Source organism: Microbacterium sp., from assembly GCF_047607225.1.
In the GTDB taxonomy this organism is placed as follows: Bacteria; Actinomycetota; Actinomycetes; order Actinomycetales; family Microbacteriaceae; genus Microbacterium.
In genome coordinates, this window is sequence record NZ_JASGDO010000024.1 from 37,575 (window position 1) to 60,319 (window position 22,745).

Consider the following 22,745-nt stretch of genomic DNA (forward strand, 5'->3'; position numbering starts at 1 on the left):
GTTTCCTAACGTGGGCGAAGCGGCGGGGAAGCGGCGGCGGGGGTCCCGAGGGGATCGGCCGGAGCCGACCCCCTCGGGGTGACGGGGTCAGTACGGACGCGAGTCCAGGACTTCCTTCGCCTGCTCCTGCGTGAAGGACTGGTCCTCGACGATCGTCTTCTTCTCGACGGTCTTTCCGGCCAGCACGTCCTTGACGAGCTCGGCGGCCTTCTCTCCGAGGAGCGGGTTGCACTCCACGATGAAGTTGAACTCGCCGCCCGCGAGGGCCGTCATGCCGTCCTTGACGGCGTCGATCGTGACGATCTGGATGTCCTTGCCGGGGGTCAGGCCGGCCGACTTGATCGCGTCGAGCGCGCCGAGGCCCATGTCGTCGTTGTGCGCGAAGAGCACATCGATGTCCTTGCCGTACTTCTGGAGGTACCCCTCCATGACCTTCTTGCCGCCATCGCGCGTGAAGTCACCGGTCTGCGAGTCGAGCACGTTGATGTCGGTGCCCTCGATCGCCTCGCCGAAGCCCGTCGCGCGGTCCAGGGCCGCCGAGGACCCCGTGGTGCCCTCGAGGATCACGAGGTTCGCGCCCTTGCCGTCGAAGTTCTCCTTGACCCACTCGCCGGCGGTGCGACCTTCCTGCTCGAAGTCGAGGCCGACCCACGAGGCGTAGAGGTCTTCGCTGGCCGAGACCGTGCGGTCTTCCAGGATCACCGGGATCTGCGCGTCCTGGGCTTCCTTGAGCACGTCGTCCCAGCCGTCGACCGTGATGGGGGCGATGACGATCGCGTCGACGCCCTGGTTGATGAAGCTGCGGACGGCGGCGATCTGGGCCTCCTGCTTGTTGTCCGCCGCGTTGAAGACGAGGTCGAAGCCGTTCTCCTTCGAGAACGCCTCCTTCATCGACTCGGTGTTCGCCGAGCGCCAGCCCGACTCGGATCCGGTCTGCGCGAAGCCTACCTTGATGACGTCTCCGTTCTCGCCCGGCTCGCCGCTGGCGCCCGGGCTCGTGTTGCCGGCACAGCCGGTGAATGCCAGGGCCATGGCGCTGAGCAGCGCGGCTCCGGCGAGCATCTTCTTCTTCATCCCGCAAACCTCCTCGTTCGGGACCGACGTACGACGTCGGTGTCGTGAGTACAGACCTTCGGTGCGCCTGTGGTCGAAATGTTAGCCTTCACATTCGGTCGTCCCGCAAGATGTTAGCGGTAACAAATCCGTAACGCTGGCGTCTCAGCGGACTCTTCACCTCCTCCGTCGGGACAGAAGAGGTGTCCCAGGGTGAGCGATCACATTCGATCTTCTCCGACGGTGGTGCGGGCCGGTCGAGCCGGCGACGAGCGCTACCCTGACTGCGGAGGGGTGATGGATCGAGAGCTCGCGGACCGGGGGATCACCGGTCGCGCCGGAGCGCGTGTGGGGGTCCGCGATGTCGCCGCGCGTGCCGGGGTGTCCACGCAGACCGTCTCCCGGGTCATCAACGATCATCCGCACATCCGTCCGGAGACCCGCGAACGCGTGCGTTCCGCCATGGCGGAGCTCGGTTATCGGGTCAACAACGCGGCCCGCTCGCTCGGCACGGCGACCACCCGCACACTCGGGGTCATCGCCTCCGATGCGACGCTCTACGGTCCCTCCGTCGGCATCGCCGCGCTGGCCGCGGCCGCTCGCGAGCGCGATCGGTGGATCGCCACGGCCTACGCCGACGCCGCCGACGAGGCGTCGGTGCGCTCGGCGCTCGAGCACCTCCTCACCCAGGGGGTGGACGGCGTGGTCGTGCTCGCACCCCACGTGCGCACGCTCGAGCTCACGCGGAGCGCGGCAGGCGCAGTGCCGGTCGTGGCCCTTCACGCCGGTCCGGGCGCGCAGCGGCAGAGTCAGGGGGCCGAGCGGGCCGTGGACCACCTCGTGGCGCTCGGCCATCGCCGGATCGGGCGACTCTCCGGCCCCGCCGACTGGGTGGAGGCCACGGCGCGCGACGCGGGGGTGGGGCGCGCGTTCGCCCGGCACGGGCTCGCGGACGCGGGTCGTTGGTGGGGTGATTGGAGCGCTGCAGCGGGAGCGGCGGCGGCGGCCTCCGTCGCCGAGGCCGTCGGCGCGGGCGGCGGGCCGACGGCGATCGTCGTCGCCAACGACCAGATGGCGCTCGGGCTCATGGCGGGACTCGCCGCGCGGGGCGTCTCGGTTCCCGAAGCGGTCAGCGTCGCCGGCTTCGACGACAACCCCGACGCGGCCTTCTACCGCCCGGCGCTGACGACCGTCCGTCTCGACCTGGCAGGCGAAGCCCACCGCGCCGTCTCGGCCGCCCTCGGTCTTCCCGTCGACGCCGACCCCGCTCCGCCCCAGCTCGTCGCCCGCGCCTCCACCGCCCCTGTCTCCTGATCCCCCTTCCCCTCTTCCCCCCTTCCCGGGTCGCTCGGGTGGCGCACGTGGCTGCTTCAGGGCGCGCGTGGCCACGAAATGTGCCACCTGAGCGACGGGGATCGGGTATGTTACCGGTAACATGGCGGAGCGATCGATGACCGATCGCGTGAGCACGATGGAGTTCCCGTGAGCCAGCAGGATCCGAAGACCAGCCCCTTTCCGGCCGAGGTGGAGGCGGAGATCGCGCGCGTGCGCGCCGACGTCGCGGCACTGCACGCCGAGCTCGTCCGGTACGCACTGATCGTCTGGACCGGCGGAAACGTCTCCGGCCGGGTGCGCGTGGGAGACAACCCGCAGGACGACCTGTTCGTCATCAAGCCGTCCGGCGTCTCGTACGACGACCTGGCGCCGGAGAACATGATCCTCTGCGACCTCGACGGCAACGTGATCCCCGGCACCCCGGGAAGCGACCGTTCGCCCTCCAGCGACACGGCTGCACACGCCTACGTCTACCGGCACATGTCCGAGGTGGGTGGCGTCGTGCACACCCACTCCACGTACGGCGTCGCCTGGGCGGCCCGGGGCGAGGAGATCCCGTGCGTGATCACCGCGATGGCGGACGAGTTCGGCGGGCCCATCCCCGTCGGGCCTTTCGCGATCATCGGTGACGACTCGATCGGACGCGGCATCGTCGAGACGCTGCGGGGTCACCGCAGCCGCGGCGTGCTCATGCAGAACCACGGTCCGTTCACGATCGGGGCCTCGGCGAAGGACGCCGTGAAGGCGGCCGTCATGCTCGAGGACGTGGCGCGTACGGTGCACATCGCGCGTCAGGGGGGCGAGCTGATCCCCCTTCCGCAGGAGGCCATCGACGCCCTGTACGACCGTTACCAGAACGTCTACGGGCAGAACACGGACGACCGTCGATGAGCGCCGCCGACGCCGCCCGCGAGCAGATCGTCCGGGCACGCACGACCCTCGGCATCGAACTGGGTTCGACCCGGATCAAGGCCTGCCTCATCGACGCCGATGACCCCACCACCGTCCTCGCCGTCGGCAGCCACGAGTGGGAGAACGCGTTCGTCGACCGGCTCTGGACGTATGCGGAGGAGGAGGTCTGGGAAGGACTGCGCGCCGCTTTCGCCGCCCTCGCCGACGACGTCCGCGCGAGGCACGGCGTTCCCCTGGAGACGGTGGGAGCCCTGGGCGTGTCCGCCATGATGCACGGGTACCTGGCGCTCGACGAGGACGGGCGGCTTCTCGTCCCCTTCCGCACGTGGCGCAACACCAACACGGGCGCCGCGGCGGCGGAGCTCAGTGAGCTGCTGGGCGTCAACATCCCGCTCCGCTGGTCGATCGCGCACCTGCGGCAGGCGACCCTCGACGCCGAGCCTCATGTCTCCGAGGTCCGCGGGATCACGACCCTCGCCGGCTTCGTGCACGAGCGCCTCACCGGACGCCGGGTGCTCGGCGTCGGTGACGCGTCGGGTGTGTTCCCCATCGACAGTGCCACGCGCGACTACGACGAACGACTCGTCGCGCTCTACGACGAGCGGACGGGCGCTGCCCCGCGACCGCTTCGCGACCTCCTCCCGGAGGTGCTGGTCGCGGGAGCCGACGCGGGACGTCTCACCGAAGACGGCGCCGCGCTCCTGGATCCCACGGGAACGCTCCGGCCGGGAGTCCCCTTCTGCCCGCCCGAGGGTGATGCGGGAACGGGAATGGTCGCGACCGCGTCGGTCGCGCCACGAACCGGCAACGTCTCGGCGGGCACGAGCATCTTCGCGATGGTCGTGTTGGAGAGGCCCCCCGCGCACGCGCATCACGAGCTCGACCTCGTGACCACGCCCGCCGGCGACGCGGTGGCGATGGTCCACTGCAACAACGGTGCGAGCGAGCTGGCGGGGTGGGTCGACCTCTTCCGCCGATTCGCCGAGGCCGGAGGATCGCCGCTTCCCGTCGACGCCGTCTACGGCACGCTCTTCGCCGAGGCGCTGACCGGCGAGGCCGATGCCGGCGGCCTGTTGGCGTACAACCATCTCGCGGGCGAGCCGATCGTCGGCACCGATGAGGGCAGGCCCCTCGTCGTCCGCACGCCGGAGAGCAGGCTCACCCTCGCGAACTTCATGCGCGCCCAGCTCTACGGCGTGTTCGCGACGCTCAGTCTCGGCATGCGGGTGCTGGACGGCGAGGGCGTCGGGCTCGACCGGATGTTCGCCCACGGCGGGATGTTCCGCACCGCCGGGGTCGCGCAGCGGTTCCTCGCGGCCGCCCTCAACGCTCCCGTCGCCGTCGACGAACGCGCCTCGGAAGGCGGAGCGTGGGGGATCGCGGTGCTCGCGTCCTACCTCATCGACAGCGAGGGCGCGACGCTCGGCGACTACCTCGCCGAGCGCGTCTTCGCGGCGACGGCCCTCACCGTCGCCGACCCCGACCCGGCCGACGTGGCCGGGTACGCCGCCTACCTCGACCGGTACGCCGCGGGCCTTGCCGCGGAGCGTGCCGCCGTCGAGGCCCTCTGACCCTCTCTTCCTTCTTCGACTAGGAGTTCCTCATGGCCCTCACCACCTCGCTCGACTCGTACACCGTCTGGTTCGTCACCGGCAGCCAGCACCTCTATGGGGAGGAGACGCTCCGCCAGGTCGCCGCGCAGTCGCAGGCGGTCGCGGAAGGCCTCGCCGGGCTTCCCGTCCGCATCGAGTGGAAGCCCGTGCTCACCGACTCCGACGCCATCCGCCGCTTGGCCCTCGACGCCAACGCCGACGACTCGGTCATCGGCGTCATCGCGTGGATGCACACCTTCAGCCCCGCCAAAATGTGGATCTCGGGTCTCGACGCACTGCGCAAGCCCCTCCTCCACCTCCACACGCAGGCGAACGTCGAGCTCCCGTGGGCCGACATCGACTTCGACTTCATGAACCTCAACCAAGCCGCGCACGGCGACCGCGAGTTCGGGTACATCCAGACGCGGCTGGGGGTGGCCCGCAAGACCGTGGTCGGCCACGTCTCGAACCCGGCGGTCCTTCGACAGGTGGAGGACTGGCAGCGGGCCGCCGCCGGGTGGCAGGCGGTCCGCACCCTCAAGCTCGCTCGCTTCGGTGACAACATGCGCTACGTCGCGGTCACCGAGGGCGACAAGACCGAGGCGGAGCTGCGCTTCGGCGTGCAGGTGAACACGTGGGGTGTCAACGAGCTCGCCGAGGCGGTGGCCGCCGCGTCCGACGCCGACATCGACGCCCTCGTGCAGGTGTACCTCGACGAGTACGACGTGGCGCCCGAGCTGCGCCCGGGTGCCGAGCGTCACGGCTCGCTCCGCGACGGCGCAGCCATCGAGCTCGGGCTGCGTTCCTTCCTCGAAGAGGGCGGCTTCGGCGCGTTCACGACCTCGTTCGAGGACCTCGGTGCGCTCACGCAGCTCCCGGGGCTTGCGGTGCAGCGGCTCATGGCCGAGGGCTACGGCTTCGGGGCCGAGGGCGACTGGAAGACGGCGATCCTCGTCCGTGTCGCCAACGTCATGGGGGCCGGCCTCCCGGGCGGCGCGTCGCTCATGGAGGACTACACCTACGATCTGGTCGCGGGGGAGGAGAAGATCCTCGGCGCCCACATGCTCGAGGTCGCCCCGTCGCTGACCACCGCTCGACCGCGGCTGGAGGTGCACCCGCTCGGCATCGGCGGCAAGGACGACCCCGTTCGCCTCGTCTTCACCGCCGACCCGGGGCCTGCGCTGGTGGTGGCGATGAGCGACATGCGCGACCGCTTCCGTCTCGTCGCCAACGTGGTCGAGAACGTCGAGGCCCCCGATCTGCCGCAGCTTCCCGTGGGCCGTGCGGTCTGGAAGCCGGCGCCGGACTTCGCCACGAGCGCGGCGTGCTGGCTCACCGCCGGCGCGGCGCACCATACTGTCATGACGACCGCCGTCGGGATCGAGGTGTTCCGTGACTTCGCGGAGATCGCCCGGACCGAGCTCCTCGTGATCGACGAGGCGACGACGGTCCGTGACTTCCAGCGGGAGATCCGTTGGAACCAGGCCTATTACCGACTCGCACAGGGACTCTGACACTCATGGCACGCACTCCGCTTTCCGGCACGCAGTACACGCTCCGAGCGGGTGACGACGAGGCGGTGATCGCGAGCATCGGGGCCTCCCTGCGGCTCTATCGCCGCGGCGGCCGCGATCTCGTGGTCCCCTTCGACGCCGACGAGGTGCGCCCGGGCTACCGGGGCGCGACGCTGGCGCCGTGGCCGAACCGCATCGTCGATGGCGCCTACACCGTCGAGGAGACGGCGTATCAGACGGCCCTGACCGAGCCGGAGCGCCATCACGCGCTGCACGGTCTGGTCGCGTGGCTCGATTTCGAGGCGATCGATCGCGGCCCCGACCACGTGACCCTCGCCGCCGTGATCCAGCCGCAGCTCGGCTACCCCTGGCGGGTGCGCCTGGAGACGACCTACACCCTGGCGGCCGACGGCCTCACGCAGCGGGTCGCGGCCACCAACGAGAGCGACCGTCGCGCCCCGTTCGGCACCGGTCCCCACCCCTACCTCGTGGCCGGGTCGCATCCGCTCGACGAGTGGATCCTCCACCTCCCCGCGGATGAGGTGCTGGAGGTCACGGCCGACCGGCTCTCACCGGTGGCGCTGGCGGGAGTGGACACGGACGCCGAGCGCTTCGACTTCCGCACCCCCCGCGCGATCGGTGTCGCCGAGATCGATCACGCGTTCACCGCGCTGCGGCGGGACGAGTCGGGCGCCGCGACGGTGAGCGTGACCGATCCCGCCGACGGCACGGGTGTCGCGATCACGTGGGATCAGGGCTGCCCGTGGGTGCAGGTGCACACCGCCGACCAGCCCGGAGGGCCCGGGGCGCCGGGGCACCGGGCGGGGCTGGCGGTGGAGCCGATGACGTGCGCCCCCGACGCCTTCAACGCGGACGCGTACGCGTACGACGCCGGGCTCCTGCTGATCGAGCCGGGAGCGACGGCCGCGGCCTCCTGGCGGATCTCGCCGCTCTGAGCGGAGGTCGGTAGGAGAGGTCAGCGGCCGAGGTCAGTGACCGTGGCCGTGATCGATCACGAACGTGTGCGCGCCGTGGTCGGGGGCCAGGCGTCCCGCCTCGGTCGAGGCGAGTGCGGGCGTGACGAGGGCCGCGACCACGACGGCCGCCGCGAGGAGGCCGCCGATCCCGGCGCCCGGGGACGAGCCACGCGGTACGGCAGGGGCCGGATGCGCCTCCTGTCGTTCGCGCCGACGGAGGATGGCGGCGGTCGAGGCCCCCGCGACGGCGGAGAGCGCCGCTGCGACCGCCACGGCGAGCACCGAGACATGGGCGGTGTCCACCGCGAGCGCGCCGGTGGTCAGGAGTAGCCCCGCCACCGCGATCCCGATGCCGACCCGGGGGTGGCGCGCCCGCGAGAGCCACACCACCCCCCAGACGAGTGCCGCCGCCCCCGTGAGCGTCAGGACCACGCCGTAGGGGCGGGCTGCTCCGCCGGACCCGGCGGTGAGCATGCCCGCGCCGGTGGCCAGCTGGATCAGTCCCGCGCCCCACGTCGCCAGGGTCGGCCACGCCTGCATGCGCATGATCAGGCGGTCAGAGTGCGGCCGGGTGCGCGCTCGGCGCCGATCCCCACTCCCAGGAGCACGAGGGCGCTGGCGAGGTGCAGGAAGTGGTCGAAGGTGTTGAGGGCCAGGATGTTCGCGGCCGTTCCGACGAGGAAGAAGCCGGCGATGCCCAGGAGCAGGTACGCGGCTCCCACGATGGTGTTGGTGGCCTTGGCCGCCCGCGCCGACGAGAGCCCGGCGATCAGCAGCGCTGCGCCGATGAGCAGGTGGGCGACGTTGTGGAGCGGGTTGACCTCGAAGATCCCGAGGAGCAGTCCTCCGCTGGTCGAGAGGAAACCGACGCCGCCGGTGACAGCGAAGCCCAGCGCGCCGACCAGCAGGTAGACGGCTCCGAAGACGGTCGCGACGAGGCGATTGGGTGACGTGCGCATGAGTGAGACCTCCAGTCCGGACGCGGCGGTCGCCACGTCTCGGGAGTTGTTCGGCACCGACTCCCGATCGGATGGGCGAGCCCGTGACCGGACGGTCAACGGGTGCCGTCACCGTCTCGGCGCGGGACAGCAGAAAGGCCCCGGAGTACTCTCCGAGGCCCTTCGCGTTCCGTGAGGTCGTCGCCTCACTTCTCGTCGCGCAGGTGCTCCTTGATGTCGTTGCGCCGCTCGACGGATTCCTTCTCGGCCTCGGCCTTCTTCACGTTCGCGTCAGCCTTGGCCTCGTCGACCTTGTCGCCGATCTTGTCGGTGGTGTCTTCCCACGCGTCCTTGATCTTGCGTCCGGTCGTTTCGGCGACCTCTTTGGCATCGTCCATGAATCCCATGACGTCTCCCTTCTGGCAGGCCACCACGAATCGGTGGTGTCACCGACCCTACGTGCTGGCCCGAGGCGGGTCACCGGGGTTGTCAGTGGTCATCGCGCGTGCTAATCACGGGTCATGCGTTTCGAATCTGTCATGCGGCTCCAGGGGAACAACACCGGCGTCGAGGTTCCGCCCGACGTCGTGGAGGCCCTCGGCGGAGGGAAGCGGGCCGCGGTCGTCGTCTCGGTCAACGGCTTCGAGTACCGGTCCACGATCGGTGTCATGGGTGGGCGCTTCCTCATCCCGTTCAGCTCGGACAAGCGTGCCGCGAGTGGGATCTCCGGTGGCGACGCCATCACGGTCGAGCTGGAGCTCGACACCGCTGCGCGCACCGTCGAGGTGCCCGCCGATCTTGCCGACGCGCTCGATGCGGCGGGGGTGCGGCCGACCTTCGACGCCTTGTCTCCGAGCGCGCGCAAGGCGCACGTGACGAACGTCGAGAGCGCGAAAGCCGCCGAGACCCGCGCGCGTCGCGTCGAGGCGATCGTCGGCAAGCTCGGCGGCTGACTGCGCAGCCGGACGGGGTCAGGGGCGCTGATCGCCGCCTCCGCCCGGGCCTCCGCCTCCGCCCGGGCCGCCTCTTTCAGAGGAGGTCTGTTCTCCCGCCACCGCCGTGGCGACCGAGGATGATCCGGCAGATCCGGCCTCCGCCAGTCCGCCCAGCACGGTCGTGCCGGCGGAGCCGCCCGACGTGAGGGTGTACGTGTCCCCGTTGACGAGGGACGGGCCGGAGTAGACGACGCTCTGGGTCTGCTTGCTCGTCGTGAACGTCGCCACCTCGTCACCCGACGAGTCCACGATCGTGAGCACCGTTCCGGCGCTCACCGCACTCTGCAGCGTGAACTGGACGGAGGCCTGGTCGGAATCCGCCGACGGTGCCAAGGCCATGCCGGACGACCCCGCCGCCAGCAGCACCCCTCCGGAGATCGTCGCGCCTCCGTCGACGTCCAGTGCGCCGTTGTCGTTGCGGGTCGGGCCGGACACGACGACGGTGCCGCCGGTCTGGGTGAGGGTTCCCTGGTTCACGTCGAGGCCGTCGCCTTCGGCATCCACGAGGAGTGTGCCGCCGCTGATGACCATGGTGAGCTCGGCGCTCCCCTCGTCGGGTTCTGAGACGTTCAGCCCGTCGTCGCTGCTGGTGACCGAGATCGCGCCGCCCGAGACGGTGATCTGGCCGCCTTCCAGACCCTCCACCGACTGTGCCACGGTGAGCTCTCCGGCCGAGACGACCAGTTGCAGGTCGGCGTGCACGCCGTCGTCACCGGAGGTGAGGGTCAGCGTCGCCCCTGCCGCGTGCACATAGGCGTTCACGTTCACTGCGTCGTCGGCGGCATCGATGTCGATCGTGCCGCCTTCGAAGACGGCGATCACCCCCGCCGAGATGCCTTTCGCGCCGCCGTCGGGGTCACCGGTGCCGGCGCCGCCGCCCGAGACGATGGAGAGCGTCCCGCCGGTCGTGACGACGTCGGTGGCGGCATCGATCCCGTCGTCGCCGCTGACGACGTCGACCGTTCCGCCGGCCACGAGCACGTAGCCCCGGGCCGCGTCTTCGTCGTTGTCGGACTTCAGGCCGTCGCCGCCGGCCTCGATCGTGAGGTCGCCGCCTCGGATGACGAGGTAGTCCTTTCCGCGGATGCCGTCGTCGGCGGCGGTCACCGAGAGGGTGCCGGACTGGATGACGAGGCCGTCGCTGGAGGCGATGCCGTCGTTGCCGTTGCCGGTGACCTCGAGGGACCCGGTCCCGGTGAGGGTGAGGTCGGCGGAGCTGTACAACGCGGCGTTCGCATCGGCGTCGTCGGCATAGCTCGACGCGTCGCTCAGGCTGTTCGCCGACCCGTCGGCGAGGATCACCACGGCCTCGTCGGCGGCCCGCACGTCGATGGCGGCGCCGGCCTTCGTGTCGATGTCGACGCCGTCCAGGACGAGCCGCACCTGGCCGTCGGCATCGCTGTCGACGATCACCTGGCCGCTGTACGACCCCGAGAGGACGTAGGTTCCCGGCTGGGAGATGACCACGGTCGCCCCGTCCACGGCCGCGCCGTCACCCGTGACGGTGGCGGAGGTGCCCGAGAGGGCGACGGTGGTCGCGTCGCCGGCGTCCCATTCCGCGTCGTCGCTCTTGTCGTGGGTCTCCTGGTCGGCGGCGAGGACGTCGGCGGCGGTCTGCGTCGCGTCGGTCGTCCCGGTCGCCGCTGAGGTCGTCTCGGTGGTCGAGGAGGACGTGGTGGAGGAAGACGTCGTGGAGGGCGGTGAGGAGGTCGTCGCCACGGCCGAGCAGCCAGCCAGGGTGAGGCCGAGGGCGAGCGCCGGAGCGGCGAGCAGCCAGAGGCGGCGGGGAGTGCGGGAAGAGGGGTTCATCGGAGGTCCTTTCGATCACGCGACGAGAGAGGTGACCGTCGCGGCGGAGAAGTGGCGCGTGAGCACGCGGCGCCATTTGTGGGAGGGGAGGGAGGGATGCACTGCCGCCATCCCCGTGCCGTACTTCGACAGGGAGGCGGGGCGGTACCCGTGCCGCCAGAGGGTGCGGTCGAGCGCTCCGGCGCGTTGGCCGGACTTCGTCTCCACGATCACCGAGCGCGGCAGCTGCAGCTGTGTCCTGTCGGCGCCGATCCAGGTGAGGTCGACGTCGATCGTGGCCCGCGAGGCGTCGCCGGTCGCGGAGGCGGGCAGCAGCAGCGTCACGCGACGGTAGCGGGTGAGGAGGACGGGGGCGAGGCGATGAGCGAGCTCGTCGGCGCCGGGAATCCCCGCGCCGGAGAGCAGATCGCTCGCGTAGGCGACCGCGTCCGAGTCCAGCTCGTCGCCGATCACCGGCACGCGATCCTTGACGGTCGCCGATCGCGCGCCGCGGGTCTTCACCTCGAGGAAGGAGCCGCCCGAGTCGAGATAGGTGCGCGCGCGCACCTTGAACCGCCGCCGACGGCCGCGTGCGGCGCCGAAGTAGCTGTCGAGGTCGGGGGTGTCGAAGTACTGGGAGGCGTAGCGCAGGGCGCGCTCCCCGCCGATCTCGAGCACCTCGCTTTCCTCCGGGAGGTCGGTGAGCACCGCCGGGAGGGCGCGTGCGGGGAGGATGTACTTGCGGTCGACGCGAGTCTGCAACTCGGCGGCGGCGTTGAGCGCGTCGAGGTCGACGGTGCGCAGGTCGTCGAGTCTGCTCAGCGGCGCGACGTGCGGGGACGACGCGGCGTTCACCGGGTCACCTGCGCGGTCGACTCGGGGAGCGGTGCGGTCGTCGAGGCGAGCGAGCCGGCGGGACGGGCCGTGTAGCGCACGTCGACCGTCGTGGTGTCGGAGACGAGATCGAGATTGCGCACGGTGAGGCGATGCACTCTCGCGCCCAGCAGGGACTCCACGGCCAGGCGAGCCTCCTCCTCATCGGGGTACGCGCGGTCGAGCACGAGGGTCTGTTCGCGAGAGCGACGCAGCAACGCGGGGCTGTCGACGATCGCGAGCACGCCGACGACGAGCGTCATCAGCCCGACGGTCGTCCAGGTGATGCTGGTCGACAGTCCGGCGACCAGTCCGAGCGCCAGGGCCGCGAGGTAGTAGGCCATCTCGCTCTGCTCGATCTCGCGGGAGCGCAGTCGGATGATCGACAGGACGCCGAAGAGACCGAGGCCGAGGCCGGCGCCGACCGTCGTGTCGGCGAGCACCATCGAGACGGCGAGCACTCCGACGTTCACTCCGACGAAGGCGACGGCGAGATCGCGGCGCCGGTGTCGGGGGTAGTAGACGCCGAAGGAGAGGATCGCGATGGCGGCGAGATCGATGGCGATGACGGTGAAGAGGTTCATGTGGGCTCCTGACGTGTGTCTGGAGTCCATGAAGCCCGTCGTCGCTATGTGTCATCTATGACGCTGACCAGGCGCGTTTACGAATCCGCGACCGGCGTCGTCGTGTCGATCGCCTCGCGGAGGGGGCGCCGCATCGCGCTCCAGTAGTGCACGGGTGCGAGCCGGGTCAGGACGTCGACCAGGCGCGCCTCCCGCCCGATCATCGTGCGTGCGCGGCGGGCGAGCGTCGCCTCCACGATCCGCCGCGCCGCCGTCTCGGGCTCGGTGTGGTACATCCGTGCCTGCGCGGTCGCTGCTCGCTGAGCGATCGCGGGATCGAGTGCCGCTGCGTAGCGCCCGTGCAGGATGATCCCGGTCTTCACCCCGGCCGGATAGACGGCGCCCACGGTCACGGTGCTGCCTTCCAGTTCGTGCCGCAGCGCCTCGGTGAAACCGCGCACCGCGTACTTGCTCATCGCGTAGGGGATGCGGCCGGCGGGGGCGGCGAGACCGTAGATCGAGACGAGATGCGTGATGTGCGCGGCGGGCTCGCGGCGGAGGGCGGGCAGGAGCGCACGGGTGACGTTCACGGTGCCCCACAGGTTCACGTCCATGAGCCAGCGCATCTCCTCCATCGTGAGCTGATCGAGGCTGCCGAGCATGGACGATCCGGCGCACGTGATGAGGGTCTGGATCCGTGTGTGGTACCGAATGACCTCGCCCACCGCGTCGTCGACCGCTCCGTCGTCGCGGACGTCGACGATATGCGTCGTGTGCCCGGCGCCGGCGAGGGTCGCCGCGACCGCGGCGATCCCGTCCTCGTTCCGATCCAGGAGGGCGACGCGGGCCCCGCGGCGGGCGAGTTCGCGCGCGACTTCGGCACCCATTCCGCTCGCAGCACCCGTGACGACGCTCGTCGCGCCGCGGACGTCCATTCTCGGCATCGTCGCCTCTCTTCGTTCCGTCGTCTCTGGCGGTTTGTCGCCTCACCCGGGTCCGGGCGGATTTGATCCGCCGTCGGCCTCGATTCTCCTCGATCCGGTTCCGTAGGATCGATAGCGGGAGAATCGTGGCTGAGAAGCGGAAGCGGGTGCGCACCCGCGACGTCGTCGCCGAGGGACTGTACATCGCCTCCGCGGCCACGCGGCTGAGCCTGAAAAACCGCATGCTCGTGCACATCCTCGCCGACGGCGAGGACTTCGACGTCGAGCGCTACCTGCCCGAGGCGCGCGAGGCGCTCATCACCCTGGCCGACGAGGCGGAGGCGGACGCCGCCCGCACCGAGCGGGAGCGCAAGCACGCGCGCGGTCGACACAGCGACTCCGACGGCACCCATGACTACCGCAGCCGAGACGTGCGCAACCTCCGTCGCCGCCAGAAGCAGTCTCTTCACGTCGCCCACGAGTTACGGGCACGCGCCGAGGACGAGGAGGAGTTGCGCAAGCTCATCCTCGATGCGCGGGACGTCGCGTGGGGAGAGGTGGCCAAGAACATCGACCGCACGCTACGCATCGAGGCGGCTCGTCCCGATCTCGATCCCGACTACGAGCGGATGCGGGCAGCACGCATGCAGGCCTTGCGCCTCGTCGACCTCCCCAAGCTCACCTCCCGTCGCCGCAGCATGGTGAAACAGCGCGAGCTGCGCGAGGCGGGGGAGGAGCCGGCGCCCGTGGATGCTGCGGCTCCGGCGCCGTCGTTCGACCCCGCAGAGCTCGAGTAGCTCGCCGATTCGTCGTCTCGCCCGGTGTGGGGTATTCTGGACGCTGGCCTTCGCGAGAGCGGAGACCATGCGCCCGTAGCTCAATGGATAGAGCATCTGACTACGGATCAGAAGGTTAGGGGTTCGAGTCCCTTCGGGCGCGCACTGTGTTGAGACAGTCACGAGAGCCCCGCGGCATGCTGCGGGGCTCTCGTCGTTCCGGCTGCGGCGATGTCGCAGATCTGCGACACGGCTGCGACACCGCCGCGACCACCGGCCCCGCCCGCCCCGTTACCGTCGATGCCATGAGAACTCCGCAGCCCACCGCTCCCGCCTCGTCGCCGCGTCGCGCCGGCCTCGCCCGGTCGATCTGGACGCTCGCTGCCCTCGGCGCCGTCTCGCTCGGCATCGCCGGGTGCACGGTCTCCTTCGAGCCCGCCCGAGAGAAGCCCTCCCCAGCCGCCTCCGCCCCCGTCGACACGCAGTCCGGCACGGATCCGGCCGGCACGGATCCGGCCGAGACCGACGCCGGCGACGGTGCCGAGACCGACCCCGCCGCCGCGGAGCGCGCCACGCGTGCGCACTGGCAGTCGCGCGTGTCGGGCGTCGTCAGCTGCGTCGACGGACGCGCCGACGTGACCGCCGACGCCACGGTGCTCGAGATCACCGACGACTGCGACATCGTGACGGTCGAGGGCGCGGGCGTCGTCGTCCTCGCTCGCCAGGTCGGCACGCTCACGGTGGGCGCCGACGCCTCCACCGTCATCGTCGCCGGGGCCGGGGCGGTCGAGGTCACCGGGGTCGGCAACGAGGTGTTCTGGGAGAGCGGGTCGCCCGTCGTCTCCGACACCGGAACGATGAACGTGGTCCTCCCGGCCGAGGAGCGCTGACATGCACACGCTGCCCGCCTCTGCTCCCGGCTTCGCCCCCACGCCGCAGCCCCGCCCCACCGATGGCCTGGCGATCGCGTCGCTCGTCACGGCCCTGTGCGGCCTGGGAATCGTCCCCGTCGTGCTCGGGCATGTGGCGCTCGGACGCATCCGCCAGACGGGAGCGGACGGAACGGCGCTGGCCGTCATCGGTCTCGTCCTCGGGTATGCGACGATCGCGCTCGGCGTCGTGTTCTTCCTGACCGTCGGTGTCGCCGTCTGGTGGGGCGTCACGCAATGACCCCCGCTCCCGCGCCGCGCGTGCTCCTCGTCGACGACGAGGAGGCCATCACCTCGACGCTTGCGCCCTACCTGGAGCGCAGCGGCTTCCGCGTCGCGGTCGCCGCCGATGGGGCGCAGGCGCTCGAGACGCTCGAACGGGAGGCGATCGACATCGTGGTGTCCGACGTGATGATGCCGGTGCTCGACGGTCGTGAGCTCGTCCGTCGGTTGCGCCGAGAGGAGCGGTGGACGCCGGTCATCCTCCTCACCAAGATCGACGCCTCGTTCGAGCGCGTCGCGGCCCTCGACGACGGGGCGGACGACTACCTCGGCAAGCCGTTCGATCCGCCGGAGCTCGTCTCGCGCATCCGTGCCGTGCTCCGGCGTACCACCGGGGGCCGGCCCCTCGTGAGCGCGCCGACGCTCGTCGCCGACGGGCTCGAGCTGGATCGCGCCGGCCGGCGGGTGCGTGTGGGCGGAGATCCGCGGGAGGTGACCCCGAAGGCGATCGCTCTCCTGGACTACCTCATGGCCCACCCGGGCGAGGTGCATACGCGGGAGCACCTGCTCCAGGCGTTGTGGGGGTTCGAGTTCGCTGTGACCACGCGCGCCGTCGACCACCGCGTCGCCGAGCTGCGCCGCGTGCTGGGCGACGACCCGCAACGGCCCCGCTGGATCGAGACGATCGCGGGCGTCGGCTACCGTTTCGCGGGGGAGGTGAGGGCCGGATGAGCGGCGTGCTGGGAGGGACGTTCGTCGTCGGGGTGCCCGTGGTCACCGCCGCCGTCGCGGCCGTCCTCCTCGTCGCCCTCGTGGTCTTCGCCCTGTGGATCGGGCGCCGCGCGTGGCGCCGAGGCCTCGAGGACGCGCACGCACGGGGGCGGAGCGAGGCCGAGGCTGCCGAGCGCGACGCGCATCGGCGGTTCCTCTCCCGTCTCGATCACGAGCTGAAGAACCCGGTGACCGCGATCCGCACTGCCCTCGCCGCCGAGGAGGGCGACGAGGTCTCTCCGAACCTCACCGTTGCGGCGGCGCAGGCCGACCGGCTCGCGCTCCTGGTCGGAGAGCTCCGCGCGCTCGCGTCGCTCGAGTCGCGCGAGCTGGACCGTGAGCAGGTCGACGTCGCCGCGATCGTCCGCGAGGAGGCCGATGCCCTCGGCCGCGAGCTGTCGGCGCGCGGGGTCGCACGAGAGATCTCGGTGGATCTCCCGACCGCCCCGTGGCCGCTCCCGGAGATCTCCGGGGATCCGGATCTGCTGGCCGTCGCCATCCGCAACCTGCTCGTCAACGCCGCCAAGTACTCCGACGAGGGGGCGCGGATCGAGGTGCGGGGCGTGGAGGAGACGGGCTCGGTCACGATCGAGGTCGCCGACACCGGGTGGGGGATCGCCGACGACGAGCTCGCTCAGGTGTGGGATGAGCTCTGGCGCGGTGCACACGCGCGCAAGGTCGAGGGCTCGGGCCTCGGCCTGTCGCTCGTCCGCATCGTCGCGCACAAGCACGGCGGTGATGTCGCGCTGCGTTCGCAGCACGGGCGCGGCACGAGCGTGCGGCTGCGCCTGCCGATCCGCGTGGGAGCCTGACGGCCGCTTCCGGCGGACCGCCTCAGACGGGCCGGACCCGGAGCCATACGAAGCCGTGCGCGGGAAGGGCGATCCCGTCGTCGAGGTCGATCTCGGCGTCGTGCACGAGGTCGCGCGCGGCGCGCTCGAAGCCCGACAGGGTGAGGGCGTCGATGTCGACCTCGGTATCGCCCACGTTCGCCAGCACCAGCACGCGCGTCGTGTCGTCGGGCCCAGGACGCTGGAATCCCACGACGCTCCGGTGCGGCGTGTGGAAGGGGAGCAGGGCGTTCCCGGCGAGCTCGGGCGTGGACTGCCGCACGGAGATGAGCTTCGTCATCCGACGGAAGACCCGCCCGGGCACGGTCGCGTCGTCGTTCTTGGCCGCATAGCGGTCGCGCGGTCGCTGGCCCCGGTGCACCCAGCGGCTGTCACCGCGACGGACCGGGTCGTCGGCGTAGGTCGGGTCGTTCAGTTGCGCGACCTCGTCGCCCAGGTAGAGGAGTGGGATGCCCCCGGTCGCGAACGCGAGGGCGTGCGCGAGCACGACGCGATCCTCCCCGCCGGGATCCTCCGCCTCGATCCCCGCCAGCGATGCCGTCGTTCCCGACACTCTCGCGTCACCGGTCTGCGGGTTCTCCTGGAACGGCACGCCGCGTGCGAACGACCCGTCGAAGCGCCCCACGTAGAAGTCGTTGAGGAAGCGCCGGTGGGAGGCGCCGTCGATCCCGAGCTCGGCGGCGTCCTCGTCGGCGAACGTCCAGCCGATGTCGTCGTGGCTGCGCACGTAGTTGACCCACGCGGTGCCTTCGGGGAGGCCGTGGCGCCGGTCGATCGCCTGCTGCAGCAGGCGTGCGTCACGGGTGGCCAGAGCCTCCCACGTGAGCGCCATCTGCAGCGGGTTGTAGGAGATGCGGCACTCGTCGGGCGAGAGATAGCTGACCACCTCGTCGGGGTGGACGATCGCCTCGGACTTGAAGATCAGGCCGGGCGCCCCCATGGCGAGCACCGCGTTGAAGGCCTGCAGGAGCAGGTGCGCCTCGGGGAGCGACTCGCAGGCGGTGCCCAGTCGCTTCCAGATGAAGGCGACCGCGTCCATCCGCAGCACGTCGACACCGAGATTGGCGAGGAAGAGCATCTCTCCGGCCATCGCGCGGAACACCCACGGGTTGGCGTAATTGAGGTCCCACTGGAAGTGGTAGAACGTCGACCAGATCCAGCGGCCCGGGGCTCCATCGACGGAGGGGAGCTGCACGAACGAGCCGCGGTGGTCGTCGGGGAAGATCTCCCGCGTCGTCCGCTCGTAGGCGTCGGGCATCTCCCGGTCGGGGAAGATCAGGTAGAAGTCCTCGAACTCGGGGTCTCCGGCCACCGCCTTCTTCGCCCATTCGTGCTCGTTGCTGGTGTGGTTGAAGATGAAGTCGAGGACCAGGGAGATCCCGGCCAGTCTCAGGTCGGCGGCGAGCTCGGTCAGCTGCGCGATCGTCCCCAGCCTCGGGTCGACCCGCCGGTAGCTCGACACGGCGTAGCCGCCGTCGTTGTCTCCCTCGGGACCGGCGAACAGCGGCATGAGGTGCAGGTAGGTCAGGCCCAACTCGCGGAAGTAGGGGATCTGGTCGCGGATTCCGGCGAGGTTCCCGCCGTAACGGTCGACGTAGCAGACCCCGCCGAGCATCCGCTCCGACTGGAACCACTCGGCGGCGGCCGTGCGCTGTCCGTCACGCACCTTCAGATCCAGGGGACGCGCGTTCCACGATGCGGAGGTGAGCGCGATCGTCTGCGCGAGGGCCGCCTGTCCGTCGGGGCGGTCGGCGTACAGGCGAGTGAACAGGGCGTGGAGCCGGGGGAACTGCGCGTCGAACCGCTCCAGGAAGGCGTCGTCGAGACGTCCGGCGTCGGAGGCGGCGGCCAGGGCCGCGGCGCGATCGTCCTCGAGTGCCCGGAGCGGCGTGTCGTTCCCGGTGAGCATGGGGCTCCTCTCCCTGCCGACAAGCCTAGAGGGATAGCCTTGGCGGCACCGACCCTCGCCCGCAACCCGCAGAGGAGCCCACGATGCGCCTTCTCCAGGTGGCCCAGCACGCCGACGATCTCGACCGCGCCGCCGACTTCTACACCGTCCTTCTCGACGCGCCTCCGGTCGCCCGGTTCGATCCGCCGGGGTTGCTGTTCTTCGACCTGGACGGCACGCGGCTGCTGCTGGACCGGGCTGCGCCGTCGTCGCTGCTGTATCTGCGGGTCGACAACGTGCACGAGGCGATCGAGCGGCTCTCGGGGATCGCCGAGATCGTGTCGCCGCCGGCGGTGATCTTCGTCCACGAAGACGACACCTTGGGGCCGGCCGGACACGAGGAGTGGCAGGCGTTCATCCGCGACACCGAGGGAAACACCGTCGGCCTCGTCGCGTGGCAGCGTCCGTGAGCGCGTACGTCTCCGCGTTCGACCTGTTCTCCGTCGGGATCGGTCCCTCCAGTTCGCACACCGTCGGTCCCATGCGCGCCGCACGCCTGTTCGCGGCCGCGCTCGGCGAGGAGAGGGCTCGGGTCGCGCGGGTGGAGGGTGAGCTCTTCGGCTCGCTGGGTGCCACCGGCATCGGACACGGCACCCCCGACGCCGTCGTCGCGGGGCTGCAGGGCGCCGATCCCGAGACGGTGGATCCCGCCGTCGTGCGGCACGCGTGGAGCACGTGGCGCGACGGCGCACCCTTGGCCCTCGCGGGGGTGCACCCGGTTCCGTTCTCCCGTGGAGACATCCGGCTGTCGCCGCGGGTGCGCCTTCCCGGTCATCCCAACGCCATGACCCTGCGAGCCTTCGACGCAGATGGCGAGCTCTGCGCCGAGGAGACCTACTACTCCGTCGGCGGCGGCTTCATCCGTCGCGAGGGGGAGGATGCCTCGGTCTCGCGTGCCGCCGTGCCGCATCCGTTCTCGTCTGCGGCGGAGCTGCTCGCGCTCTGCGACGAACGGGGATGGACCATCGCCGAGGTGGCGCGCGCCAACGAGGAGGCGACGCGGAGCGAAGCCGAGGTCGCCGCGGGGCTCGACCGCATCTGGGACGCGATGGCCGCGTGCATCGATGCGGGTCTTCATGCCGACGGAGTGCTCCCGGGGATGCTCAAGGTCACCCGTCGCGCGGGAGCCATCCGCGCGCAACTGGAGGAAGTGGAGAGCGAGGGGCGGCGGGAGCTCCCCGGAGAGTGGCTGGGCGCCTTCGCGCTGGCCGTCAACGAGGAGAACGCGTCGGGCGGGCGCGTGGTGACCGCGCCGACCAACGGTGCGGCGGGAATCCTCCCGGCCGTCGCGATGTACTGGTGGCGGTTCTTGGCAGACTCCGGTCTGGGCTCGGGCAACGCGGTGACGCCGTACGGCGAGCTCGTCGGGTCGGCGCTGCTCGGACTGCATGCGCCGGAGACGGAGGCGGGTGTCGCGCACGGCGACTCGGCCGAGGCGACCGTCGAGGCCAACCGGCGCCGGGGCATCCGCCGGTTCCTGCTGACGGCGACGGCGCTGGGATCGCTCTTCAAGGCCAACGCCTCGATCTCGGGTGCCGAGGGCGGCTGCCAGGCGGAGGTCGGCTCGGCGTGTGCCATGGCGGCGGGAGGGCTCACCGCGGTGATGGGTGGGACGAATCGCCAGATCGAGAACGCCGCCGAGATCGCGATGGAGCACCATCTGGGACTCACGTGCGATCCGGTCGGCGGTCTCGTGCAGATCCCCTGCATCGAACGCAATGCGATCGCCGCATCGACCGCGGTGACGGCGGCGCGCCTCGCGCTGCGCGGCGACGGCAACCACTTCGTGAGCCTGGACGCCGTTGTGGAGACGATGCGGCAGACCGGGATCGACATGTCGCACAAGTACAAGGAGACGAGCGAGGGCGGTCTCGCCGTCAACGTCATCGAGTGCTGATCGGTGGTTGCCGGACGGTCGACGGCGAGGCGTTCGCCCTCCGAGAACGCTTAGCACTCGGAGGGCGAGAGTGCTAATCTGAGATCAGTTGAGCCGTAACGACTCAACTTTGAGACCACTCAGATGAACACAGACACAAAGGAGAGAACAATGGCCACGTACGACCCGTTCCGTGACCTCGACCGCCTCGCGTCGACCCTCTTCGACACGCGCCGCGGCCCGCGACGGATGCCGATGGACCTGTACCGCGACGGCGACCACTACGTGCTCACTGCCGACCTTCCGGGGATCGACCCGGGCTCGGTCGACATCGACGTCGACGGTCAGCTGCTGACGATCCGCGCCGAGCGCACCCTCGCCGCCGGTGACGGCGTCAAGTGGATCACCCGCGAGCGGGAGGCGGCCAGCTTCCTGCGTCAGCTGAACCTCGGCCAGGGCATCGACAACGACGGCATCGCCGCGACCTACAGCAACGGCGTGCTGACCGTCACGATCCCCGTGAGCGAGAAGGCGAAGCCGCGCAAGGTCACCGTCGTCTCCGAGGGGACGGCCCCGACCCTCCGTGCGGAGGAGTCCTCCAACGAGCAGGACCCGCAGCCCATCGAGCAGTGACACGGCTGCAGTGACACTCACGCAGTGACCTCCGCGAACCGCCCCGCGTCGGAAATCCGACCGGGGCGGTTCGGCGTTCCAGGCAATAGAATCGCTGCACCCGTCATGCGGACCGTCAGCAAGGATGCCGATGCCCGATCCCTCGTCACGAGGCGAACCCTCGCGCTCGCAGCCCGAGCGCGAGTTGACCGAGCCCGTTTCGCTCACCCGCAGCGACGGCTCGCTCAACCCGGCGGCAGTGGGATTCGCTCGGACCCCGCTCGTGGACACGTCGGGCATCGACGGCCGTCACCGCTGGGGGCGCAACAAGCGGTGGGAGTACTGGAACGTCATGACGCCGACGCACATCGTGGCGATCACGGTGTCGTCGCTGGACTACGCCGCCGTCCACGAGGTGTGGGTCTTCGAGCGCGCGGGCGAGCGGAGCTGGGGAAAGTCGGTCACCGTCGTTCCTGCGCGCGACGTGGACCTGCCCCGTTCGCACGGATCCGGTCCCGTGATCGCGAAGGCGCGCGATCTGGCGGTCGCCCTCACGCCGGGGGCGGACTCGTGGCGGTTGTTTGCGGAGATTCCAGAGGCGTCCGTCGACATCACCGTCACACGTCCGCCGGCGCACGAGTGCCTGGCGGTCGTGGTGCCGTGGTCGTCGAAGCGGTTCCAGTACACGGTGAAAGACGTGGCCCTGCCGGCCAGCGGGGTGATCACGATCGAGGGCGAGGAGCACCCGGTCCCCAGCGGTTCGTGGGCCGTGCTCGACCACGGCCGAGGCCGCTGGCCGTACGACGTCCGGTGGAACTGGGGCGCCGGCGCCGGTGTCGAGGGCGAGAGGACGATCGGCATCCAGGTGGGCGGGAAGTGGACCGATGGCACCGGATCCACCGAGAACGGCATCGTGATCGACGGGGTCTTGCACAAGATCTCGACTCCCGTCGCGTGGGAGTACGACCTCGCCCGCCCGTTGGATCCGTGGCGCGTGCACGGCGGCGGGCTCGACGCCACGTTCACGCCCTTCTACGACAAGCGCTCCGCGATGAACCTGGGCGTGGTCTCGTCGCGCACCGACCAGTGCTTCGGGGTCTGGGAGGGGGAGTTCGCGGGGGTCGCCTTCTCCGGCATCGAGGGATTCGCCGAGGACGTCCACAATCGCTGGTGACCTCGTAGGCTGACCCCATGGTCGAGCAGGGGACGTCGGCGCCTCGCCGGCGGGGGCGGCCTCGCGGGCGGTCGGACGCGCGCGAGCGCATCCTCGCCGCCGCGGCCGACGAGTTCGGCGCAC

General features: G+C 70.7%; 24 protein-coding genes and 1 tRNA gene. 16 read left to right on the forward strand and 9 right to left on the reverse strand.

Features of this window, described 5'->3' with window-relative positions; translation table 11 throughout:
• Positions 1–87: 87 nt before the first annotated feature.
• Positions 88–1,074 carry an ABC transporter substrate-binding protein gene (locus QM591_RS04065; RefSeq protein WP_415129869.1) on the reverse strand — a complete coding sequence of 329 codons (987 nt, stop codon included), beginning with the start codon at positions 1,072–1,074 and terminating at the stop codon, positions 88–90.
• 276 nt (positions 1,075–1,350) lie between these two features.
• Here QM591_RS04065 and QM591_RS04070 point away from each other — a divergent pair, with 276 nt between their 5' ends.
• The 5 genes from QM591_RS04070 (at position 1,351) to QM591_RS04090 (ending at position 7,362) form a co-directional block, all read left to right on the forward strand.
• Positions 1,351–2,367, forward strand: coding sequence for a LacI family DNA-binding transcriptional regulator (locus QM591_RS04070; protein WP_415129871.1), 1,017 nt, complete (start codon positions 1,351–1,353; stop codon positions 2,365–2,367).
• A gap of 168 nt (positions 2,368–2,535) precedes the next feature.
• Complete coding sequence (locus QM591_RS04075) at positions 2,536–3,279, forward strand: L-ribulose-5-phosphate 4-epimerase (protein ID WP_415129873.1); 744 nt, start codon at positions 2,536–2,538, stop codon at positions 3,277–3,279.
• Entirely contained in the window at positions 3,276–4,871 is a 1,596-nt protein-coding gene (locus QM591_RS04080; protein ID WP_415129875.1) for a xylulokinase, read from the forward strand. The genes QM591_RS04075 and QM591_RS04080 overlap by 4 nt, the downstream gene beginning before the upstream one ends.
• 32 nt (positions 4,872–4,903) lie before the next feature.
• Positions 4,904–6,406 carry an L-arabinose isomerase gene (gene araA, locus QM591_RS04085; protein ID WP_415129877.1) on the forward strand — a complete coding sequence of 501 codons (1,503 nt, stop codon included), beginning with the start codon at positions 4,904–4,906 and terminating at the stop codon, positions 6,404–6,406.
• 5 nt (positions 6,407–6,411) lie between these two features.
• Positions 6,412–7,362 carry an aldose 1-epimerase family protein gene (locus tag QM591_RS04090; protein ID WP_415129879.1) on the forward strand — a complete coding sequence of 317 codons (951 nt, stop codon included), beginning with the start codon at positions 6,412–6,414 and terminating at the stop codon, positions 7,360–7,362.
• Positions 7,363–7,395: 33 nt separating this feature from the next.
• Here QM591_RS04090 and QM591_RS04095 read toward each other — a convergent pair whose 3' ends face one another.
• The 3 genes from QM591_RS04095 to QM591_RS04105 all read right to left on the reverse strand — a co-directional run bounded on the left by QM591_RS04095 (position 7,396) and on the right by QM591_RS04105 (position 8,728).
• Positions 7,396–7,929 (reverse strand): hypothetical protein, encoded by a 534-nt coding sequence (locus tag QM591_RS04095; RefSeq protein ID WP_415129881.1) that lies wholly within the window; start codon positions 7,927–7,929, stop codon positions 7,396–7,398.
• 2 nt (positions 7,930–7,931) lie between these two features.
• A complete protein-coding gene (locus QM591_RS04100) occupies positions 7,932–8,342 on the reverse strand; it encodes a DUF4383 domain-containing protein (protein ID WP_415129883.1) in 411 nt (136 codons plus the stop codon).
• A 185-nt stretch (positions 8,343–8,527) separates the two neighbouring features.
• Entirely contained in the window at positions 8,528–8,728 is a 201-nt protein-coding gene (locus QM591_RS04105) for a hypothetical protein (protein ID WP_415129885.1), read from the reverse strand.
• A 114-nt stretch (positions 8,729–8,842) separates the two neighbouring features.
• On the opposite strand from QM591_RS04105, the gene QM591_RS04110 reads away from it, so the two are divergent.
• Positions 8,843–9,274 carry a YdeI/OmpD-associated family protein gene (locus QM591_RS04110; RefSeq protein WP_415129887.1) on the forward strand — a complete coding sequence of 144 codons (432 nt, stop codon included), beginning with the start codon at positions 8,843–8,845 and terminating at the stop codon, positions 9,272–9,274.
• Between the two features lie 18 nt (positions 9,275–9,292).
• On the opposite strand, the gene QM591_RS04115 is transcribed toward QM591_RS04110, so the two are convergent.
• From QM591_RS04115 to QM591_RS04130, 4 genes are all read right to left on the reverse strand, one after another.
• Positions 9,293–11,125 (reverse strand): carbohydrate-binding domain-containing protein, encoded by a 1,833-nt coding sequence (locus tag QM591_RS04115; protein WP_415129889.1) that lies wholly within the window; start codon positions 11,123–11,125, stop codon positions 9,293–9,295.
• A 15-nt stretch (positions 11,126–11,140) separates the two neighbouring features.
• Complete coding sequence (locus QM591_RS04120) at positions 11,141–11,959, reverse strand: polyphosphate polymerase domain-containing protein (protein ID WP_415129891.1); 819 nt, start codon at positions 11,957–11,959, stop codon at positions 11,141–11,143.
• Positions 11,956–12,561 (reverse strand): DUF4956 domain-containing protein, encoded by a 606-nt coding sequence (locus QM591_RS04125; protein WP_415129893.1) that lies wholly within the window; start codon positions 12,559–12,561, stop codon positions 11,956–11,958. The genes QM591_RS04120 and QM591_RS04125 overlap by 4 nt, the downstream gene beginning before the upstream one ends.
• A 77-nt stretch (positions 12,562–12,638) precedes the next feature.
• A complete protein-coding gene (locus QM591_RS04130) occupies positions 12,639–13,475 on the reverse strand; it encodes an SDR family NAD(P)-dependent oxidoreductase (RefSeq protein ID WP_415129895.1) in 837 nt (278 codons plus the stop codon).
• Positions 13,476–13,609: 134 nt separating this feature from the next.
• Here QM591_RS04130 and QM591_RS04135 point away from each other — a divergent pair, with 134 nt between their 5' ends.
• The 6 genes from QM591_RS04135 (at position 13,610) to QM591_RS04160 (ending at position 16,973) form a co-directional block, all read left to right on the forward strand.
• Positions 13,610–14,260, forward strand: coding sequence for an asparagine synthase (locus tag QM591_RS04135; RefSeq protein WP_415129897.1), 651 nt, complete (start codon positions 13,610–13,612; stop codon positions 14,258–14,260).
• Between the two features lie 69 nt (positions 14,261–14,329).
• Positions 14,330–14,402: transfer RNA gene (locus QM591_RS04140), tRNA-Arg, on the forward strand.
• Between the two features lie 142 nt (positions 14,403–14,544).
• Positions 14,545–15,129 carry a DUF3060 domain-containing protein gene (locus QM591_RS04145; RefSeq protein WP_415129899.1) on the forward strand — a complete coding sequence of 195 codons (585 nt, stop codon included), beginning with the start codon at positions 14,545–14,547 and terminating at the stop codon, positions 15,127–15,129.
• A 1-nt stretch (position 15,130) separates the two neighbouring features.
• A complete protein-coding gene (locus tag QM591_RS04150; RefSeq protein ID WP_415129901.1) occupies positions 15,131–15,409 on the forward strand; it encodes a DUF4190 domain-containing protein in 279 nt (92 codons plus the stop codon).
• Positions 15,406–16,122, forward strand: coding sequence for a response regulator transcription factor (locus QM591_RS04155; protein ID WP_415129903.1), 717 nt, complete (start codon positions 15,406–15,408; stop codon positions 16,120–16,122). Before QM591_RS04150 ends, QM591_RS04155 begins: the two co-directional genes overlap by 4 nt.
• Positions 16,119–16,973, forward strand: a complete 855-nt coding sequence (locus QM591_RS04160) for a sensor histidine kinase (RefSeq protein ID WP_415129905.1) — start codon at positions 16,119–16,121, stop codon at positions 16,971–16,973. Before QM591_RS04155 ends, QM591_RS04160 begins: the two co-directional genes overlap by 4 nt.
• Before the next feature lie 22 nt (positions 16,974–16,995).
• Here QM591_RS04160 and QM591_RS04165 read toward each other — a convergent pair whose 3' ends face one another.
• Positions 16,996–18,921, reverse strand: coding sequence for an amylosucrase (locus QM591_RS04165; protein WP_415129907.1), 1,926 nt, complete (start codon positions 18,919–18,921; stop codon positions 16,996–16,998).
• Positions 18,922–19,004: 83 nt separating this feature from the next.
• Here QM591_RS04165 and QM591_RS04170 point away from each other — a divergent pair, with 83 nt between their 5' ends.
• The 4 genes from QM591_RS04170 (at position 19,005) to QM591_RS04185 (ending at position 22,622) form a co-directional block, all read left to right on the forward strand.
• The gene (locus QM591_RS04170) at positions 19,005–19,370 is read left to right on the forward strand and encodes a VOC family protein (RefSeq protein ID WP_415129909.1); all 366 of its coding nucleotides are present in this window, start codon (positions 19,005–19,007) and stop codon (positions 19,368–19,370) included.
• Positions 19,367–20,857: an L-serine ammonia-lyase, iron-sulfur-dependent, subunit alpha gene (locus tag QM591_RS04175; RefSeq protein WP_415129911.1), complete on the forward strand. Its 1,491-nt coding sequence runs from the start codon at positions 19,367–19,369 to the stop codon at positions 20,855–20,857. Before QM591_RS04170 ends, QM591_RS04175 begins: the two co-directional genes overlap by 4 nt.
• Positions 20,858–21,007: 150 nt before the next feature.
• On the forward strand, positions 21,008–21,469 hold the full coding sequence (locus QM591_RS04180) for an Hsp20/alpha crystallin family protein (protein WP_415129913.1): 462 nt from the start codon (positions 21,008–21,010) through the stop codon (positions 21,467–21,469).
• Between the two features lie 130 nt (positions 21,470–21,599).
• Positions 21,600–22,622 (forward strand): DUF2804 domain-containing protein, encoded by a 1,023-nt coding sequence (locus QM591_RS04185; RefSeq protein ID WP_415129915.1) that lies wholly within the window; start codon positions 21,600–21,602, stop codon positions 22,620–22,622.
• Positions 22,623–22,745 lie beyond the last annotated feature (123 nt).

Coding starts and splice junctions, on each gene's coding strand:
- QM591_RS04065 (WP_415129869.1), bottom strand. CDS start 1,074: ATGAAGAAGAAGATGCTCGCCGGAGCCGCGCTGCTCAGCGCCATGGCC.
- QM591_RS04070 (WP_415129871.1), top strand. CDS start 1,351: ATGGATCGAGAGCTCGCGGACCGGGGGATCACCGGTCGCGCCGGAGCG.
- QM591_RS04080 (WP_415129875.1), top strand. CDS start 3,276: ATGAGCGCCGCCGACGCCGCCCGCGAGCAGATCGTCCGGGCACGCACG.
- araA (WP_415129877.1), top strand. CDS start 4,904: ATGGCCCTCACCACCTCGCTCGACTCGTACACCGTCTGGTTCGTCACC.
- QM591_RS04090 (WP_415129879.1), top strand. CDS start 6,412: ATGGCACGCACTCCGCTTTCCGGCACGCAGTACACGCTCCGAGCGGGT.
- QM591_RS04095 (WP_415129881.1), bottom strand. CDS start 7,929: ATGCGCATGCAGGCGTGGCCGACCCTGGCGACGTGGGGCGCGGGACTG.
- QM591_RS04100 (WP_415129883.1), bottom strand. CDS start 8,342: ATGCGCACGTCACCCAATCGCCTCGTCGCGACCGTCTTCGGAGCCGTC.
- QM591_RS04105 (WP_415129885.1), bottom strand. CDS start 8,728: ATGGGATTCATGGACGATGCCAAAGAGGTCGCCGAAACGACCGGACGC.
- QM591_RS04110 (WP_415129887.1), top strand. CDS start 8,843: ATGCGTTTCGAATCTGTCATGCGGCTCCAGGGGAACAACACCGGCGTC.
- QM591_RS04115 (WP_415129889.1), bottom strand. CDS start 11,125: ATGAACCCCTCTTCCCGCACTCCCCGCCGCCTCTGGCTGCTCGCCGCT.
- QM591_RS04125 (WP_415129893.1), bottom strand. CDS start 12,561: ATGAACCTCTTCACCGTCATCGCCATCGATCTCGCCGCCATCGCGATC.
- QM591_RS04130 (WP_415129895.1), bottom strand. CDS start 13,475: ATGGACGTCCGCGGCGCGACGAGCGTCGTCACGGGTGCTGCGAGCGGA.
- QM591_RS04145 (WP_415129899.1), top strand. CDS start 14,545: ATGAGAACTCCGCAGCCCACCGCTCCCGCCTCGTCGCCGCGTCGCGCC.
- QM591_RS04150 (WP_415129901.1), top strand. CDS start 15,131: ATGCACACGCTGCCCGCCTCTGCTCCCGGCTTCGCCCCCACGCCGCAG.
- QM591_RS04155 (WP_415129903.1), top strand. CDS start 15,406: ATGACCCCCGCTCCCGCGCCGCGCGTGCTCCTCGTCGACGACGAGGAG.
- QM591_RS04160 (WP_415129905.1), top strand. CDS start 16,119: ATGAGCGGCGTGCTGGGAGGGACGTTCGTCGTCGGGGTGCCCGTGGTC.
- QM591_RS04165 (WP_415129907.1), bottom strand. CDS start 18,921: ATGCTCACCGGGAACGACACGCCGCTCCGGGCACTCGAGGACGATCGC.
- QM591_RS04170 (WP_415129909.1), top strand. CDS start 19,005: ATGCGCCTTCTCCAGGTGGCCCAGCACGCCGACGATCTCGACCGCGCC.
- QM591_RS04180 (WP_415129913.1), top strand. CDS start 21,008: ATGGCCACGTACGACCCGTTCCGTGACCTCGACCGCCTCGCGTCGACC.
- QM591_RS04185 (WP_415129915.1), top strand. CDS start 21,600: ATGCCCGATCCCTCGTCACGAGGCGAACCCTCGCGCTCGCAGCCCGAG.